Origin of the sequence: Vibrio sp. Makdt, from assembly GCF_027587015.1 — a bacterium.
Taxonomy (GTDB): domain Bacteria; phylum Pseudomonadota; class Gammaproteobacteria; order Enterobacterales; family Vibrionaceae; genus Vibrio; species Vibrio chagasii_B.
Genome location: NZ_JAPPTH010000002.1, coordinates 373421 through 391110 on the forward strand (window position 1 = coordinate 373421; position 17690 = coordinate 391110).

Here is a 17690-nt window from a genome sequence, read left to right on the forward strand (position 1 = left end):
GATGAGCAAGGACTTTACACACTCAGTCGTAATATTAATTTTGACCACCGTAGCCGTCGCCTCCTTTTCGTTAGTGGTTTGGGTTGTGCCTAATATTGTTCGCAGTGACGATATCGCGAAAAACAGCTTAGCCGTTCCACTGACTGCCATAGAACTAGCAGGACGTGACATTTACATCAGCGAAGGCTGTCACGTATGTCATACGCAGATGGTGCGCCCTCTCGACCCGGAAGTGAAACGTAACGGACGCCCCAATCAAGAAGCGGATGATATCTACGAGTTCCCTAATCTATGGGGCTCGAAACGTACTGGGCCAGATCTCACAAACCTAGGAAGAAAATATTCAGACCAATGGCATGTTCTGCATCTTATTTCGCCGCAGAAAGTAGTCCCAACCTCAATCATGCCGGCCTATCCGTGGCTGTTTGAGCAAACCTTATCGGGGGATGATATCGGCGACAAGATGGAAGTTTTACGTACGTTAGGCGTGCCTTATACCGATCAAGAAATTGGTGATGCCAGACTGCAAGTAAGAGGAAAAACCAAAGGCGAAGCGCTAATTCGTTATCTACAAAGCCTTGGTAAAGATACGTCACAGGAGGTATCACAATGAATACATTCTGGAATCTATGGGCGGTAATATTAACCTTAATATTCTTTGTTCTAATGGTATCGGTTGTCGTTAAATATTGGCGTAGCAATCACAAGGCGGACCACGACCACACCATTGGCACCTTTGATGGTATTGAAGAGAAAGACGCACCGCCACCCAAGTTGCTGTTCATCTGCTATGCTGTCGCCTTCTTGCTGTCTGCTGGCTATTTGGTCCTCTACCCTGGGCTTGGTGAATGGGAAGGCTTAGTCGATTGGCAACAAAGCGACGACAAGCTTAGCTCCCCTAGCACAACGTTAGATGAGCAGTTTGCACAAACAAGTGAAACCACATTAGAAGGCCTCGCAACTGTTCCAGCTATCGTAAACAGCGGTAGAATTCTGTTTCAGACCCATTGTGCAGCGTGTCACCGCGACAACGGTCAAGGCCAAAAACACTTCCCTAACCTGATCGACCAAGAATGGCTATATGGCGGTAGCGATGAAGCGTTGATCCATTCCATTGCCAAGGGGCGAAATGGCGCAATGCCGGGTTGGAGTGAAATCATGCGCCCAGATGAAGTGGCAAAGGTATCTTACTATCTAGCGTCTCTAAACCAACGCCATACCGATGTACCTGAGGTTAAAGTCGAACTCGGTAAAAGCTTGTTTGTCCAATACTGTTCGTCTTGCCACGCTGATGGCACAGTTGCCAACCCAGAGATTGGGGTTCCCGATCTTTCCGATGACACTTGGCTCCATGGAGGCAGCATTGAAGAGATTCAACACACCATCAACTACGGCTTGAACAACCTGATGCCAGCGTTTGATGGCCAGCTCAGTGAGAACGAAATATTCGCACTTGGGGCATATATCCGACATGCGGGCGAAGCAGAACAACAAAGGGTGGCAAGCTTGGACTCACAGTCTGTTGAACGTGGCGAATACTTGGCGCATGCCGGTGACTGCGTGGCTTGTCACAGTGCAGAAGGTGGCGAACCCTTTGCTGGTGGCCTGCCGTTTGTTACTCCATTCGGTACCGTGTATTCAACCAATATCACCCCTCATACAACCGAGGGGATTGGAACCTATGACTTTGATGATTTCCGAGCCGCTTTAGTCGATGGTAAAGGTAAAAATGGTTACTTGTACCCTGCTATGCCATACACCTCTTATCAGTACCTCACCGATCAAGACATGGTCGATTTGTGGGAGTACATGCAATCCATTACTGCTGTACCAAGACGCAATGACGACAACAGCATGATGTTTCCATCGAACATTCGCCTAGGTCTGCTTGGCTGGAATATCGTGTTTATGGATACCGATCCGGTCGATTATCAAGTACCAGAGGAGATCAAAGATAAAGTCGACAACGTTGAGAAGTGGCAGCAAGGTAAATACTGGGTTGCAGGGCTTGGTCACTGCTCTGAGTGCCACACACCACGAAATATTGCACAAGCTCTAATACCTGAGCGCATTTTCCAAGGTAACTTAATCGATGGCTGGAATGCGCCCGATATTACCGCAAACGAGCTTTATATCGACGGCTGGGATGAGAAAACACTCACCGACTTCCTACACACCGGTCACTCAGACAAAGGCACGGCTTTCGCTGGTATGGCTGACGTAGTGAAAAATAGCCTGAGCTTGATGACACGTGAAGATATCGAGTCGATGTCCTACTACTTGTTGAGCGGTGATACCAACAACACCATTAGTAGCGATGCCGTACAGTTGCAGCCGAAAGGGTTTGATGAAGAGTCATACGCTGCCGAGATCTACACGACTTATCGCCAAACCTGTGGTGCGTGTCATGGTGACGATGGTAAAGGTCGCGACCCTATCGCCCCTACTCTGCTGAATAACGGCATCATCATGCACAGTGACCCATTCAACACCATTGCGGTAACGGTAAGGGGCTTACAACCTACGTATCTCGACAAAGACAGAAACTTCATGCCAATGGCGAGCTTTGAAGATGTCCTGTCTGATCAAAGGCTAGCCGAACTGATCACTTTCGTCCGATTACATCTCGGTGATAGAGAAGAACCAGTCACCGCAGAACATGTTCGTGAAGTGAGAGAAACCCTAGAGGCAGCGGGTTACGCGGGTGGGTTACATACCACACCTGACATGTATGACCGCAGAGATAACAACATCAACATCCGCTAGCGGATCTATCACTTAGAAAGTGAATTGCAAACGACCAAAGGAGACCTAAGTGTCTCCTTTTCTTTTTCGCTTTAAATGCCCTGCCACTACAACACAATTATAACTAACTGATTACACAATTAAGCAGACTTGCACATAATGCGATCAATCTCGCAGAACAAAGATGACACCGAGTGCATAATACGCAAAATTTTATAATGAGTTACTAAGGACTGATATGGATACAACTACACTCATCTACGATACGTTGGAAGGTCTATCGAGCGCGAAACCACAACAACACGCTCAAATCCGCCAAAATCTATATAACCATCTAGATTTATCATTTGAGAAGCAGTTGGCTTTGTATTCATCCGTTCTTGGTCCAGCAAGTGCTGGTAGGTTGACCGATTTAGACAGTGCAGTAATGTCTGCGCGTAAAATTGTTGGCTTAGAAAACAGCTAATCTGTCGTCCAAGTGAATTCTTAAAAACGCTGCCTTGTGCAGCGTTTTTTTATGCTTCAATTTACCGTATCGAAGCCCATTCTCTACGCTCTCTATCCCCCGACGACCAGCTATTTAGAGTAATAAGCTCGAACACTGATAAGTGCAATTTGTCGAAATTTTCAAGTTGCGGCCATTCTCATTTAGTTAATCTTATGTTCCATTTTTAACAGGTGTGTAACGACGATAATGGCGCTAATGTTAGTAGCACGTTAACCACACAGCGGATGGAAGAATCATGAGAGTACTTATTGAATACACACAGACAGGCAAATATCGTGATCAAGCTTGGGAAGCACTGACCATTCGTTCGAAAGGCGAGATTCAAGCTGTGACTCCATCTTACGCGGCTCAACTTATCGAACAAAATCGCGCCTGCTTAACCACAACAGAACATCAAGATATCGTCATCCAACCTTAATGGCTTATTGAGCTACCCCTCCTAGTTCCTTAAATCGAATAGTTCGATGACCTAACAAAAACGCTGCACGGATGCAGCGTTTTCTTTTTCTGACGTTTCTAATTTTTAACGTCTCTTATTTCTAACTGTGATAGCTTGATTACTTTGGCAAATTCTCTAATGCTTCAACCATCGTCATTAGCTTATCGACGATTCGTTCACCATCCACTCTCAAACCATTGTGCTCATACTCGTTGGTAATCCACGCTTTTGAGTTTGGAATATTAGCCAAAGTTTCGCGGCTGTAATCCAGTTCTACGTACATGTCATCTGCGTAAACTGCACACGCCATCGGAACCGTATTCTTGCTCAGCTGCTCAGCGTTGTACAAAGTACCCCAATCCGATTTTTCAGCTAATAGATTGGCTGCTTCACGCAATGGCTTCAACGTTTCTAGTTGGTCGAACATCCATGGGTAGACCATTTCTCCGGTAAACCAGAACTCACTGCCCGATTGGTAGTTGAAGTGTGGGTACTGCTCACGAACGCGATGTGCAGACCAGTTAGACGCTGTACCTTGGCAGTAAATCGATTCATGCAGAATTGCGTAAATTGGGTTAGTTAAGTAACCCTGCTCTTGCTGCATTTGGTTTAGGAAGCTGTAGCTCAGCTGTCTGTTACCGTTCACTTCAACAAAGGCACTTTCCAGAGTGAAGTACATAGGAAGGTTCGCTTCACCGCCACCAAGGTTAATGCCAATAAGTTGGAATTGCTCTACCGTGAACACCTGACCGTTTGGCAGTCTCACGTCGTTGTTCAGCAGGTAATCAGAGATCTCACGACACATCGCTTGCGCTTGTGGGAACTGAGCAAAGAAAGCTCTGTTTTTGTCTTCAACACGCTTATAAGTCGCACGATAAACATCGTCAGCTTCTCGCTCAATCGAAGGAATACCGCCCGTCACATAACAACGTTGTAAGCTCTGTGGGAACAGTGACAAATAGCTCAGGGTGCAGAAACCACCAAAGCTTTGGCCAATCGTCGACCATTGCTTAACACCGAACTGCTCACGAATCGCTTCCGCATCACGAACGATGTTGTCCGCTCTGAAATGCGTTAAGTACTCAACTTGTTGTTCTGGAGACAAATGCGCCAAGGTTTCATGGCTGATAACCGTGCTGTTGCCTGTACCACGTTGGTCTAGAAGCAGAACACGGTAGTTTTGTAATGCACGCTTTAGCCAACCCGATTGACCACTCACGCGTGGAGAAGGAAAACCTGGGCCGCCCTGAAAGTAGATCAACCACGGCAGCTCTTGATCATCTTTAGCGAGATCAACCAGCTCACGTGCGAAGACTTGGATCTGTTGTCCATCTTTGGCTTGATAATCAAGTGGCAACTCGAAAGAGTGCTGACGATACAGGGTGGTTCCATCAATAAAGTTAGCTTGCACGCTTCATTCCTTTTTTATCTGATTCTAAAGTCATCGGTACGAATAAAAATGGCGCCCTTTGGCACCTGACTTAGCAAGATACGCATACTAGCTTGTAAATGAAACCGTTTGTTTAACATGATTGTGAAGGTGCTTCATCTAATTGCTTAATTTACCTTCAACGCGTAACAACTTGTGTCAAAACAGAGAGTTTAAGGTGTGATCTATTGAGAGGAAGAACAAAAGTAGAACACAAATAAAAAGAGCTTAACGAGGTGAGGATACGTTAAGCTCTTTGGTTTTATCTGTTGTAGCGTGTGTTATCAATAATGCTATCAATGCACTAAGCACTAAGCACTAAATTATGAAGTCGTTAGCTCCCCTGCACCTTGAATCGAACGCTGGCTGCTTTCAACAAGAATAGCCGTTGCGGTTTCTTTCAACGCGCCCCACTCTGCCTCATCAACTTCAATGCCATCGTTCCACGCTTTCTCTTGAGTTTTAAAAAGCGCTTCCGACTCAATGTGTGTTTGGTAGCCATCTGACAAACGTTCGATATCGAAATCCTGGACGGAAAGTTCGATGGTCATATTGTGGATATGTTCGTCCGATGTCAGTGGCGAATCTGATAAAAACAGTTCTGGTGCAACGCAACCACGGTTAAGCACATACAAAGTACTCTTAGGGTTTGAGCCGTTATCCCAACGCGCGGTACACGCGATGCCTTTCGCTGCCAGTTTTACAAGCTCACTGTACGCTAACCAACGGTTATGGCAGTTGTTTAGCTCGATTTTCAGTGTCTTTTTGCCGACCATTTTTTCAATGGCGTAATCCATAACCACAGGAAGATGACACGCTAAGCTCGCCTTGTGCAGGTCCACTTCAACTGTGTTGTCGCTTGTCACTTGGATGTCTACAGGGCAATCATCTTCTAGCCCCATAAAGTTGCTCGCGTTGTTAAAATGACGAACACCATCCAAGCCAACCATTTGTAAATCTGCCACCATGTTCGCTATCACATCGGCTTCACCACATGTACGACGCATACCCAGAAAGGCTTTATTAACGGCCGCTACCAGTTCATTGTGAGAAACGATCATAACGATTTACCTCCATGTTGAGCGTTGATATGTGTAGGAACTTTATTTGAGTCAGCGATCTCCGCTTCACTTGGTAAGACTGGGAACACCCATTCGTCCTGATGAATTTCATCAAGTAGTGGTGCACCTTGGAAAAACGTCACTCGAACCCAACGATCTGAGCGAGGATCAAACTTAGTCGCACCAAACATCGCTAGCTTACAACGCAGCAAGTGCATTGGTGGCGAGTCTTGATGTAGCACATTCATTTGAATGTCGCCCATCGCCTTGTTACCTAGCGTCCACACACGGCGTGCAATGGCACGATGTTGCGGTTGTTTAACAAGGAACTCAGCCAATGAAAGCTCTGGCGCGAATTGCAATAAAGCATGGTACAGACGGTAAGCTTGACGGCCGATATCCAACGGCAGTTCGCGCTCTTCGCCTAGTTCCTCGCCTCGAACACCGAGTCTTGGCTCTTCTTTGTCCTGAGAGCGATACCAGAACCAGTAGTTGTTCTCTGCTTTGGTAAAGTCGGTCGTGATCGCCCAGCGGTACTTCTCTTCTAAGATCACCAACAGATCTTGTATTTTCTTACCGCTAGGAAGTGACAGTGTTTCACTACAATTCATCTGCTCCTGATGGGCGTCCACTAATTCTGGGTACAATTCCATCAAGCATGAGATAAGGATTTCTTGGGCTTCCATACTCATGTGCTTAGATTGTTCAACTAACTGCGCCCATGTATCATATTGGCTGACAGACACTTCTAACGATTGCTCTGCGTGTTTCAACTCATCCACAGCAGCTTTGTTCAGCTCTTGCTGATGTTCATTGATGGTAACGACTTGTTCTAAATGACAAATCGCTTTTTTAACTAATGTACGTAGTGGCTTGATCAACGCCGTATCCGTGTGATTAGCCAACACGTCAGCTAATGCATGTTCACGGGTTGTCATCCATTGGTCGACAATACTTGGGTGGTTAATCAGGTATGGCGCCATGCCTAAACCAGTAGCATTACCCACACCTAGATAGCGTTGTAAGCCTCTGTGCAAGGTAATCGCTTGTTCACCGCCTTGTTGCTCTGCTAGGAAATGAACCCAGTCGAGACTAAATTCACGCAGCATGTATACAGCACACATTTGAGCGCTAAACGACTGATTGAAATCTGGGTTCTTCTCTAGAATTTTGAAGTCAGCAATACCGAACTTACCATTGCCATAAACCGCAGTCGTTCTCAGGATATAACCAACTTCCGCTAACTCTTTTGGCGTTGGTTGAACCCCTTTAGCCAAGTGGCTCACTATGTGTTCAAACACACGCACACTTTTGTTGGCGCGTGCCAGAACAAGCACATTATTAGGATTACGGCCTGCTTCTTGTAGCGGTACATTCGCACGAAGTCTCTCAAGTAGAGCAACATCCACATCACCAAGAACCAGAGCAAATGTTACGTCCCACTTTTCAGCAATTACACGGTCATTTCGTTCGTCGTCTGCAATCTCATCGCAGAACACAACCAAATGATAAACATGGTTTGGCGTCTGTAGCTTATAGATAGCATGACCATACCCTTGAGGGTCTAATTGCCACTCATGTTTAGTCACTTTCCATTGCTGTTGCGCCATTTTACGAATCAGAGTTCTCACGAAGCTGATGCGTGTTTGGTGCATAGCACCCAGTCTTTCCGGTGCCATAACGACCGTTGCGTCACGTAGTGCTGATTCAGTGTAGGTAGAACGATGTGCATCCATTTTGCTCACCACCTTTGTAGTTATAAGGGTTTTGCTAGCCATTCAGAACCGATCGTTGCCGTCATTTGAAGCATTGTTGCGACAGTATGTTGGTTAGCTTTCACGTTTTTTTGAGGCAAGTGAACTCGCCCCTTATTATTTGTCCTGACTAGATCTCTTGACCTAAATAGTTGCCGTCCGATGTATCTTCACCAGTACGGGTTTTCTCTTCCTTTCGGAATCTGGTATCAGCCTTATTTCAAAGGCTGATACCTTGCTTCTCTTTAATTTTTAGATAGCGTTACCTCTACAGTTTCTTTACAGATCCTGCTCTTCTACAAACTCTGCTTTCTACAAACCTTGTTCTTTCGCCATCTTGATTGCGATTTGAGGCGCATTCCAAAGCGATGGCAGTAAGATTAAGGACACCGGAACCGCTGTGATTACGATGAAAGATTGCAGCGCTGAAATACCACCAGAGCCTAGAGAAATCAGAATCAACGCCGTTACGCCCATCATCACGCCCCAGAAAGTACGGATTATTGCATTCGGTTCTGTCTCACCACTGATCACAACACTTATGGTGTAAGTCATTGAGTCGCCAGTCGTTACGATGAAAATCGTGGTTAAGATCAGGAACAAGATAGAGATAAGCATCGGCATTGGAAGCTGCTGAGTTACCGCTAGTAGAGCGCCTGGTAAGTTAAAGCCTTCAAACGCTTTACTTACGCTGCCTGGATCTGCGATTTCGAACGCAAGACCAGAGCCACCAACAATCGTGAACCAAAAACAAGTAACAAACGGTGCAACTAAGCTGATGGTTGAAACCAATTGGCGAATACTACGGCCGCGTGAGATACGTGCGATGAAGATTGCCATCATTGGCCCGTAACCTAAGAACCAACCCCAGAAGAACACGGTCCACCAGCTCAACCAACCTTCGTCACCACGGTATGTCGCCATTGGGATGAAGTTATCGATCATGCTGCCTACACCTTGAATGTAGCCATTAAAGATAAAGTTTGTAGGGCCGAAGATCAGGATGTAAACCATCAATGCCATTGCCAGAATCACGTTGTAACGGCTTAGCATTTGCATTCCGCGATTTAGACCGCTGAGTGCCGACATTGTGTAAAGAACGATAGCGAACAAGATGATGATAAGCTGCGTTGTGAAGCCATCTGGAATCTCAAACAGTGCGTTCAGTGCGTAACTCACTTGCAAGCCCAAGAACCCGATAGGACCAATGGTGCCCGCCGCTACAGCGACAATACAACATGCATCAATCAAAGCGCCGGTGTGACCTTTCAGTGCGCGCTCGCCCAATACTGGGTAAAGCAAAATACGAGGTTTAAGCGGCAAGCCTTTGTCATAGTGAAGGTGCATAACCACAATAGACGTTAAGCTGCCTACGATTGCCCATGCTAGGAAACCCCAGTGCATGAAAGATTGTGATAAAGCGTTCACTGCACCTTGCTGTGCGTTTTCTTGTGCACCGTACAATGGTGGTGGACTCACGTAGTGAGCAATTGGCTCTGCTGCAGCCCAAAATACGCCGCCACCTGCAAGTAACGTACAGAAGATGATCGCCATCCAGCGAAAACCGTCCATTTCAGGTTTCGCGATGCCGCCAAGGATAACCTTACCTGTTCGCCCTGCCGCTAGGCCAAGACCAATAAGAAAGGTCAGAAGAAGAAGCATTTGCCAGTAAGGACCGAATACTTTTACCGACCACGCAAAGCCCGTGTTAACCAGAGTTGATAGCAGTTCGCCATCAAATAGGGCTAATGTCACGAACAGAGCGATAAAACCGCCGCTGTACCAAAGTGCCGGGTTGGATAACCCTAATTTGTCTGAGGTAGATTCAGACTGGTTGGTGTTGCTTGTTGCATTACTTGCTGTGTGTGCTTGACCCGCATTTAAGCTTGGAGATTTCACGCTATTGGTTAAATCAGACATACTCTGACTCCAGAGGTTTCTTTGCAGCTGTCATAAAAATGATGACTACAAGGGTGTATTTAACACCTGCCCTATTATTTTTTGTGTTGGGCAGGCTAATCCATGTTTGGGTTACCGCGTTGCGAAATAGACCGTTGTTCCTTTTAAATAGTGAATTTGATTGAAGCAGTTCTCGCTAAGTGAACGTGTTTAGCAGACTGCTCGTTAGATGCTTATTAGTAAGAAGCGCAGCTTAACTTTGGCTTTGAGGCTCTAAGCCATCTTTCAAAAAGTTAAACCAGTTTTCTCCTAAGACTTGCCCTGCTTCAGACTCGCTAAAGCCGTGACGCATCAATCCGTTATATATGTTTTCCATACCTGAGCTACCGCAGAACCAAGGCAGAGCGTCAGGCCAACCAGAATTACTTGCAGAGCCTTCACCGTAGTCCATCGCTTTAGACCAACGACCATTTCTCATCCATTCAAGAACGGCTTGAGGCTGGTTTAAACACAGGTCACTACCAATACCCAGATGTTCAACGCCCACCATGTCAGCGGTAGTCGCAACCATCTGGCAGAAGTCTTCCAAGGTACATTGGCTACCGTTTGGTAGGTGGAATGGGTATAAGCTGAATCCGATTAAACCACCACGAGCGGTGAGTGCTTTAATCACATCGTTTGATTTGTTGCGCAGTGCATCATGAGCAAACGTCGGGTTCGCGTGGCTGATACAAATAGGGCGAGAAGACAAGTCAATCGCCTCAAGTGTTGAACGTTCTGCACTGTGAGACATATCGATGATCATGCCCACTCGGTTCATCTCTTCGATGGCTTGTTTGCCAAAGCGAGTAATACCGGTGTCGTTCTTCTCGTAACAACCCGTCGCCAATAAGCTCTGGTTGTTGTAAGTAAGCTGCATGATCAAAAGACCTTGCTTGCGCATCACTTCGATAAGACCAATCTCATCATCGATTGGAGAACAGTTTTGAGCACCAAGGAAAATGCCGACTTTGCCGGTCGCTTTTGCAGTTTCAACATCCGCCATTGAATGAATCGGCATGATAATGTCTGCATTCTGCTCGAATCTTAAGTTCCACTCTGCAAAGCGAGATAAGGTTTCACGAGCTGTCTCGTGGTAAACCGCGGTAGCGTGAACTGCTGTAATGCCGCTCGCCTTTAGTGTTTGGAAATATTCTCTGTTCCAATTGCAGTATTGCAATCCATCTATAACAATCCGTTGCTGGTACATAACCACTCCTATTGAAAGCTCAGTGTTCTAGCTCGGTTTTGAAAACACGCTCAAGTAACATGTTTTCAAAAATGGGTTAAATCACTTATCTACTGTTATTTCTTATTAGGTTTGAATGTTGACCTGACTCTGAGAATCAGGCCAATTCGATAGCTGGATAACTAGGGACTTAATATCTTCAGCTATCCAATTCTTATATAGAAAGCAGATTAGTAAGGACGCTGGTAAGCCGTCTTCACTACTGTGTAGAACTCTTTTGCGTATTGACCTTGCTCACGAGGACCGAAGCTAGACTCTTTACGACCGCCAAACGGTACGTGGTAGTCGGTACCAGCGGTTGGTAGGTTAACCATCACACAACCAGTTTGAGCTTGTTGTTTGAACAGTGCGCTCGTACGTAGGCTTTGAGTGATGATGCCGCCAGTTAGGCCAAAGCGAGTATCGTTAGTTGTTGCAATCGCTTCGTCCAAGTCAGCCACTCGAATCACGCTTGCCATTGGTGCGAACACTTCCTCTTGGTTCACTTCCCAATCGTTCTTAGTGTTCAAGAACAACGTTGGAGACATATAGAAACCTTCGTGTTGCATGCTCAAGCGTTCGCCGCCGAATGCTAGCTCACCGCCACTTTGACGCGCTTTCTCAACCCAACCTAGGTTTGCTTCAAGCTGGTTTCCGTCAACAACTGGGCCCATGAAAACGCCTTCCTCTAATGCGTGACCCACTTTCAGCTCGCTCATACGTTTAATCAGTGCTTCAACGTACTGGTCATGAACGCTATCCATAACCACAAGACGAGAAGACGCTGTACATTTTTGACCTGCGCCAGAGAAAGAGCCGGCAATGGTCGCTTCAACTGCGGTTTGAATATCTGCATCATCAGCAATAACCAGCGCGTTCTTACTGCCCATTTCCAATTGGCAACGAACGAAGTTTGGCGCGGTAGCTGCTGCTACTTTACGACCTGTATCAACAGAACCGGTAAAGCTGACACCGTTTACTTCTTTAGAGTTGATCAGTGCATCACCAACCGTTGAACCGCTACCAAGAACAAGGTTGAACGTGCCTGCAGGGATACCTTGGCGGTGGATGATCTCAGTAAGCGCAACCGCACTTGCTGGTGTTAGGTTTGCTGGTTTCCAGATAACGCTGTTACCAAAAGCAAGCGCTGGAGCAATCTTCCAAGCTGCTGTTGCTGTCGGGAAGTTCCAAGGAGAAATAATGCCGATAACACCTACCGCTTCACGAGTCACTTCAACAGAAACGCCAGGGCGCACTGAGTCTGCGTTATCGCCAATTTGGCGAAGCACTTCAGCCGCAAAGTATTGGAAGAACTGACCAGCACGGTAAATCTCACCACGACCTTCAGCAAAAGGCTTACCTTCTTCACGAGAAAGAAGCGTGCCTAGTTCATCACAACGGGCAATTAGCTCGTCACCAATCGCTTGAAGAACCGCTTGCTTGCGTTCAATTGGCGTTTTTTCCCACTCTGGTTGAGCGTGCTTCGCCGCTGAAATCGCTTGTTGAACTTGCTCTGCACTTGCTTGTGCAAAGTTGCCAATGTTTTCAGAAATGTCTGATGGGTTAATGTTCGCAACGGTGTTTACACCCGCTTGCCATTCGCCGCCAATATATAGTGCGTTTTCTGCTTGAACATTCTGTAAGTGAGTCATCATTCTGTCCTTGTAACGTTAGGTTGCGGTTGAGTCTGGCAACCATCGGATTAATTAATAAATTGTTAATTTATATAGAGAATAAGTATTAATTTTGTATCTAGACGTAAAACCATTCGCTTGTATCAATAAAGATCTGCATAGACAAACAGCTTTGATTGGCAAATTGCCTCAGTTCACAGTCCATTTATTCAGGTTGAGACGCCGATGCATAAACCACGAACTCAACCAACATCTCTTCTCTAGCTAGCCCTGCAACAACGACTGCTGCACGGTTTGGATAAGGTGCATTGAAGTATTCTCCGTATACGCTGTTTACCGTTTTCAGGTACTCACGGTCAGTCACGTAGATCAGAACCTGCAGCACAGAATCCATCGATTCGCCTGCACACTCCAAGGTATGAACAAGGTTGTTAAAAGTCTGACGCGTTTGCGCTTCAATACCGCCTTCTACTACTGCGCCCGTCTCATCAATTGGAATCTGAGCCGTGTATAGAGTGCCGTTGTTAACGATTGCCCACTCTAGTGGTGCTTTTGAAGCAAAAAGAGCGGTTTTTACTGGGTGTTTTTTAGTTTGTGCGTTCACGATTCCATCCAACTTTGTAACAACTATGTTTCAAGATGGTTAAATACTGCACCTTGACGCCTGATAAATCTAACGGTAAATTTTGTGCATTTGATAAGTAAAATCTATCACCTTGCAAAAAGTAAGGTATAGCAAGGGCTAGAGAGGGATCGAAGTCATGAGTATTAAGCTACAACAATTAAAACATTTTGTTTTAGTCGTCGAAGAAGGTGGGTTTCGAGCTGCTTCTCACCGAGCTAATCGCTCTCAGGCGGCACTGTCTACTTCGATAAAAGAGCTTGAGAAAATACTCGGTCAGCCACTGTTTGAAACAGGCAATAAATCTACGCTGACACCTTTCGGTGAAATATGCCTACCAAAAATCATCCAATTTTTGAATGTTTACAAAGCATTAGACAATGACTTGCGTGCAGCGGCGGCTGGGCAACAAGGAAGAGTTCGAATAGCGAGCGTGCCTTCGGTGGCAGCCAAATTAATCCCTAGTGTTTTAGGGGCCTTTTGTGAGCAATACCCAAACGTTGAGGTGAGCCTGATTGATGATAATGCGGCAGGTGTAGAAGCAAGGTTACTTTCTGGAGAAGTGGATGTCGCTCTAGGCAATACTTCCCATTTAGAAGAAGAGAGTATCGACTTCACTCCACTTCTTTCCGATCCTATCGGTGTGGTCTGCTTAAAGGATAACCCAATTGCCGCTCAACCCGAGGGCATAGAATGGCAAACTTTGTTAAAACAGCCGTTCATTCGCAACGGGACTTGTACCCTACTCGATCCAACACCTGCACGTATGCTCAGCGAGCAAGCCCTGTATTCGGTAGAAAACATCACTTCTCTATTTTCTGTGTTGGAATTAGGCATTGGGGTAACAACACTGCCTAAGCTTGCTTTCCCAACCAATGAAACGCGTCTAGTGTGGATTCCTTTGATCGACCCGCCGTTACAGCGTCAAATTGGAATATTCCGACTGTCTGACCGTACTATCTCACCCCAAGCGCAAGCTTTTCATGATTTATGTATTCAATATCTGAGCTATGAAGCGCCATAAGCAAAATTTAACAAGTGGCAGTGCGTTACTGCCATTTGTTACTGCAGAATACGCTTTATCTGGTCTGATCAACCACAATCAAAGGGCTCTGAAGTAAGGTTTAAACGTCATAAAAACGGTTTTAACACTCTCAATTCTTCCCCTCACCTTCCAATCTAACCGGTCATAAATATCTCGATGAGTAAAAAAACGTGGATAACCATTGATGTGACACAGTTTTTCCACGCTTCATGAGTAATAGATAAAAAATATATATTTCTGCGTTAATAAACGCACGCTGCTCGTTATAAATAACGAAATAGTGATGAAATCACACATCTAGCACCCAACTCTTACCCTTATGTAAATAACCTTTAAGTGCATGAAAAATATAGATTAACTACCTTAACCCAACTTAACGTGACTCTGAATTATTCAGGCAATTCTTAATACTTCAAGTTATCAATAAAGCATCTGAAATATTCATGATTAAAGTGACAGAATTATTACTTTCATAAATGAAAAGCACCTATTTCAAAAATGGAATTATTGATGTCGATATTTGTCGTTTTGATCACATAATTTTAGGCGTAGTTTATATTTTGTCGAAACGAGAGCGAATTAGTTTATACCGTTCTATTTCGTCAGGAGATATAAAACCAGCAAGATTATATCTTTGTTAACAAGCAAAGTTTTATTAACAAGTAAATGCGAGTAGCAAGACATATTCAAACTGTGTTTTATATGAGCTTACACTGTTAAATATAAGGTTTTATTATGAGGCTTAACGGAATAAGTGGTGACATTCTTGTTGCTGCTAAAAGAGTTGTTCTCTGCCAAATAGTATTAGCCGTCGGTGTAGTTTTATATGAAGTGTTTTTTGGTAATAAAGTAGATATGGAATCATCGGCTTTGGGCATTGTTATTGCGATGCTACCTCCGCTGTTTGGTTTTATATATGCAAGCCTAAAGGTGCGCAAGAACCCTAATTATAGTTTACGTGACTTAATGCAAATGAGTCGTGTCGTGAAAATAACTTATACGTTCTTAATGTTTATCTTGGCATTCCAGTTTTTCAAATTGGATAACCCAGTAATATTATACGCATATATTCTCACTATGGTTGGGTACTTCTTAACACCATTTATTACTGCCTCTACAAGATCGGAGTACGTGTAGTATGGATCAAGTAACTACCGCTCACGAATACATAGAGCATCACTTAACCTTCTTAACTACAGGTGATGGTTTCTGGGCGTTCAACATCGACTCGATGTTGGTATCTTGGATTACGGGTTTACTGTTTATTGGAGCTTTTCGATACGTAGTGACTAAGGGCACCAGCGGTGTTCCAGGTCGATTTCAATGTTTTATCGAACTGATATTTGATTTTGTAAACAACCTAGTAAAAGAGATTTTTCAAGCGGAGGATAAATTAATAGGGCCACTGGCATTAACCACTTTTGTTTGGGTGTTGTTAATGAACGCGGTCGATTTATTACCAATAGATTTCATACCAGCATTAAGTCGTGCAATGGGTCTAGAACACTTTAGAGATCTACCAACGGCGGACGTAAATATTCCAATGTCGATGGCACTCGGTGTATTTATCTTACTGTTGACTTATACATTTAAAAATAAAGGATTGAAAGGCTTTATCAAAGAGCTTACTACGCAGCCATTTGATAACCCTCTTTTATACCCTGTTAACTTAGTTCTTGAATTAATAACATTAATTTCAAAACCTATATCACTAGGCTTACGATTATTTGGAAACATGTATGCAGGTGAGATGATATTTATTCTGATCGCATTAATGCCATGGTGGATGCAATGGGCACTGAGTGTTCCTTGGGCACTATTCCACATATTAATCGTATTCTTGCAAGCATTTATATTTATGGTACTGACCGTTGTTTATTTAGGTATGGCAACAGAAGAACACCACTAATTAATAACTAAAAATTTAACTAACAAATTATTTATCGGAGATACAAATGGATATCGTAAGCGCAGTTTTATATGTAGCAGGTGCATTACTGATTGGTTTAGGTGCAGCAGGTGCAGCGTCAGGTATTGGTAACTTGGCAGGTAAATACCTTGAAGGTGTTGCTCGTCAACCGGATCTTACTCCAATGCTTCGTACTCAATTCTTCATCATGATGGGTCTTGTGGATGCAGTACCAATGATCGGTGTTGGTATCGGTCTATACATCATCTTCGCCGTGGCTTAATCAAAAAGCTTTGAAAAGATCGATTTGTAATTAATCAAGATTTAGCGAGGAAGGTATGAACTTAAATGCAAGCATGTTCGGGCAAGCAATCTCATTCGTGATTTTTGTTTGGCTATGCATGAAATATGTATGGCCCCCTCTCACCGCAATGTTAGACGAGCGCCAAAAAGAAATTGCTGATGGTTTACGCCATTCAGAGAATGCAGCGAAAGAGCTAGAACTAGCAAAATCCAATGGCGCACAACTTGTCGAAGATGCAAAACGCAACGTCACTGAACTGATTGAACAAGGCAAAAAACGCCGCAATGAAATCATCAGCTTAGCGCACGAAGAAGCCGAGCAAGAAAAAGCTCGCATCTTAGAGCAAGGCAGAGCCGAACTAGAAAGTGAGCGTCAAAAGTTACGTCGTGAACTTCAGGCAGACATGGCAGACGCTGTTATTCAAAGTGCACAGAAACTGATCAACAAAAACCTAGATTCAGAAACGAACCGAGCGTTAGTTGATCAACTCATTAGCGAACTGTAAGCGGAGGCAGTATGTCAGATTACACCAATATTGCTCATCCCTACGCCAAAGCCTCATTCGACTTTGCTTTGGGTGAAAACAAGTTACAAGAGTGGCACTCGATGCTTTCGATTCTTGTGGCAGTAACGGAAGAAGAAGCGATCGCTGATCAGATTATCTCAGCAGAAGGGGCAAGCGCCCAACAAACTGAACAGCTCGCCAATCTCATCATTCACGTTTGCCAAGGGTTGGTTGATGAACACGTTATCAACCTAATTCGAGTGTTGGCTGAGAATGGTCGCCTTTCCGTCGTAAAAGACTTGTTTAGCTTGTTCAGCGAGCTGAAGGACGAACATGAACGTGTAATTCCTGTCACTGTCACCAGCTCAGAATGCCTTACATCAGGTCAAGTTATCTCGTTAACGGCTGCACTTGAGAAGAAATTAGAGCGTCAGGTTGAATTAGAACAGGTGATTGACGACTCACTGGTCGGTGGGATTGTCATCAAGGCGGGTGAAACCGTTATCGATGGTTCATTGAACACATCAATAAGCCGATTAGCTAATCAACTTCACGCGAGTAGGTAATAA

At 44.7% G+C, this 17690-nt stretch carries 16 protein-coding genes and 1 pseudogene; 10 read left to right on the top strand and 7 right to left on the bottom strand.

Going from position 1 to position 17690, the window contains the following annotated elements:
• The first annotated feature begins 1 nt into the window (after window position 1).
• The 4 genes from OH460_RS03795 (at window position 2) to OH460_RS03810 (ending at window position 3671) form a co-directional block, all read left to right on the top strand.
• A complete protein-coding gene (locus OH460_RS03795; protein ID WP_171761743.1) occupies window positions 2-613 on the top strand; it encodes a cbb3-type cytochrome c oxidase subunit II in 612 nt (203 codons plus the stop codon).
• Entirely contained in the window at window positions 610-2766 is a 2157-nt protein-coding gene (locus OH460_RS03800) for a cytochrome c (protein ID WP_269995206.1), read from the top strand. The genes OH460_RS03795 and OH460_RS03800 overlap by 4 nt, the downstream gene beginning before the upstream one ends.
• Window positions 2767-2983: 217 nt before the next feature.
• Complete coding sequence (locus tag OH460_RS03805) at window positions 2984-3211, top strand: PAS factor family protein (protein ID WP_061031074.1); 228 nt, start codon at window positions 2984-2986, stop codon at window positions 3209-3211.
• Between the two features lie 277 nt (window positions 3212-3488).
• A complete protein-coding gene (locus OH460_RS03810) occupies window positions 3489-3671 on the top strand; it encodes a hypothetical protein (protein ID WP_004741177.1) in 183 nt (60 codons plus the stop codon).
• 139 nt (window positions 3672-3810) lie between these two features.
• On the opposite strand, the gene OH460_RS03815 is transcribed toward OH460_RS03810, so the two are convergent.
• From OH460_RS03815 to OH460_RS03845, 7 genes and pseudogenes are all read right to left on the bottom strand, one after another.
• A complete protein-coding gene (locus tag OH460_RS03815) occupies window positions 3811-5103 on the bottom strand; it encodes an alpha/beta fold hydrolase (protein ID WP_269995211.1) in 1293 nt (430 codons plus the stop codon).
• 341 nt (window positions 5104-5444) lie between these two features.
• Window positions 5445-6182, bottom strand: a complete 738-nt coding sequence (locus OH460_RS03820; RefSeq protein WP_048608575.1) for a DUF3726 domain-containing protein — start codon at window positions 6180-6182, stop codon at window positions 5445-5447.
• Window positions 6179-7983 (bottom strand): annotated as a pseudogene (locus tag OH460_RS03825) (hypothetical protein). The gene OH460_RS03820 and the pseudogene OH460_RS03825 overlap by 4 nt, the downstream one beginning before the upstream one ends.
• A gap of 265 nt (window positions 7984-8248) precedes the next feature.
• Complete coding sequence (locus OH460_RS03830; protein WP_269995214.1) at window positions 8249-9856, bottom strand: BCCT family transporter; 1608 nt, start codon at window positions 9854-9856, stop codon at window positions 8249-8251.
• A gap of 232 nt (window positions 9857-10088) precedes the next feature.
• The gene (locus tag OH460_RS03835; RefSeq protein ID WP_269995216.1) at window positions 10089-11084 is read right to left on the bottom strand and encodes a membrane dipeptidase; all 996 of its coding nucleotides are present in this window, start codon (window positions 11082-11084) and stop codon (window positions 10089-10091) included.
• Window positions 11085-11293: 209 nt separating this feature from the next.
• On the bottom strand, window positions 11294-12754 hold the full coding sequence (locus OH460_RS03840; RefSeq protein ID WP_269995218.1) for an aldehyde dehydrogenase family protein: 1461 nt from the start codon (window positions 12752-12754) through the stop codon (window positions 11294-11296).
• A gap of 187 nt (window positions 12755-12941) precedes the next feature.
• Window positions 12942-13340: a RidA family protein gene (locus OH460_RS03845; RefSeq protein WP_004741170.1), complete on the bottom strand. Its 399-nt coding sequence runs from the start codon at window positions 13338-13340 to the stop codon at window positions 12942-12944.
• Between the two features lie 157 nt (window positions 13341-13497).
• Here OH460_RS03845 and OH460_RS03850 point away from each other — a divergent pair, with 157 nt between their 5' ends.
• The 6 genes from OH460_RS03850 to OH460_RS03875 all read left to right on the top strand — a co-directional run bounded on the left by OH460_RS03850 (window position 13498) and on the right by OH460_RS03875 (window position 17687).
• The gene (locus tag OH460_RS03850) at window positions 13498-14382 is read left to right on the top strand and encodes a LysR family transcriptional regulator (RefSeq protein ID WP_008217077.1); all 885 of its coding nucleotides are present in this window, start codon (window positions 13498-13500) and stop codon (window positions 14380-14382) included.
• 756 nt (window positions 14383-15138) lie between these two features.
• On the top strand, window positions 15139-15540 hold the full coding sequence (locus OH460_RS03855) for a hypothetical protein (protein ID WP_004741168.1): 402 nt from the start codon (window positions 15139-15141) through the stop codon (window positions 15538-15540).
• A 1-nt stretch (window position 15541) separates the two neighbouring features.
• Window positions 15542-16312, top strand: a complete 771-nt coding sequence (gene atpB, locus OH460_RS03860) for a F0F1 ATP synthase subunit A (protein ID WP_017060838.1) — start codon at window positions 15542-15544, stop codon at window positions 16310-16312.
• A 46-nt stretch (window positions 16313-16358) separates the two neighbouring features.
• A complete protein-coding gene (gene atpE / locus OH460_RS03865; RefSeq protein WP_004730405.1) occupies window positions 16359-16595 on the top strand; it encodes a F0F1 ATP synthase subunit C in 237 nt (78 codons plus the stop codon).
• A 55-nt stretch (window positions 16596-16650) separates the two neighbouring features.
• A complete protein-coding gene (locus tag OH460_RS03870; RefSeq protein WP_004741166.1) occupies window positions 16651-17121 on the top strand; it encodes a F0F1 ATP synthase subunit B in 471 nt (156 codons plus the stop codon).
• Window positions 17122-17132: 11 nt separating this feature from the next.
• Entirely contained in the window at window positions 17133-17687 is a 555-nt protein-coding gene (locus OH460_RS03875) for a F0F1 ATP synthase subunit delta (protein ID WP_269995248.1), read from the top strand.
• Window positions 17688-17690: the final 3 nt, after the last annotated feature.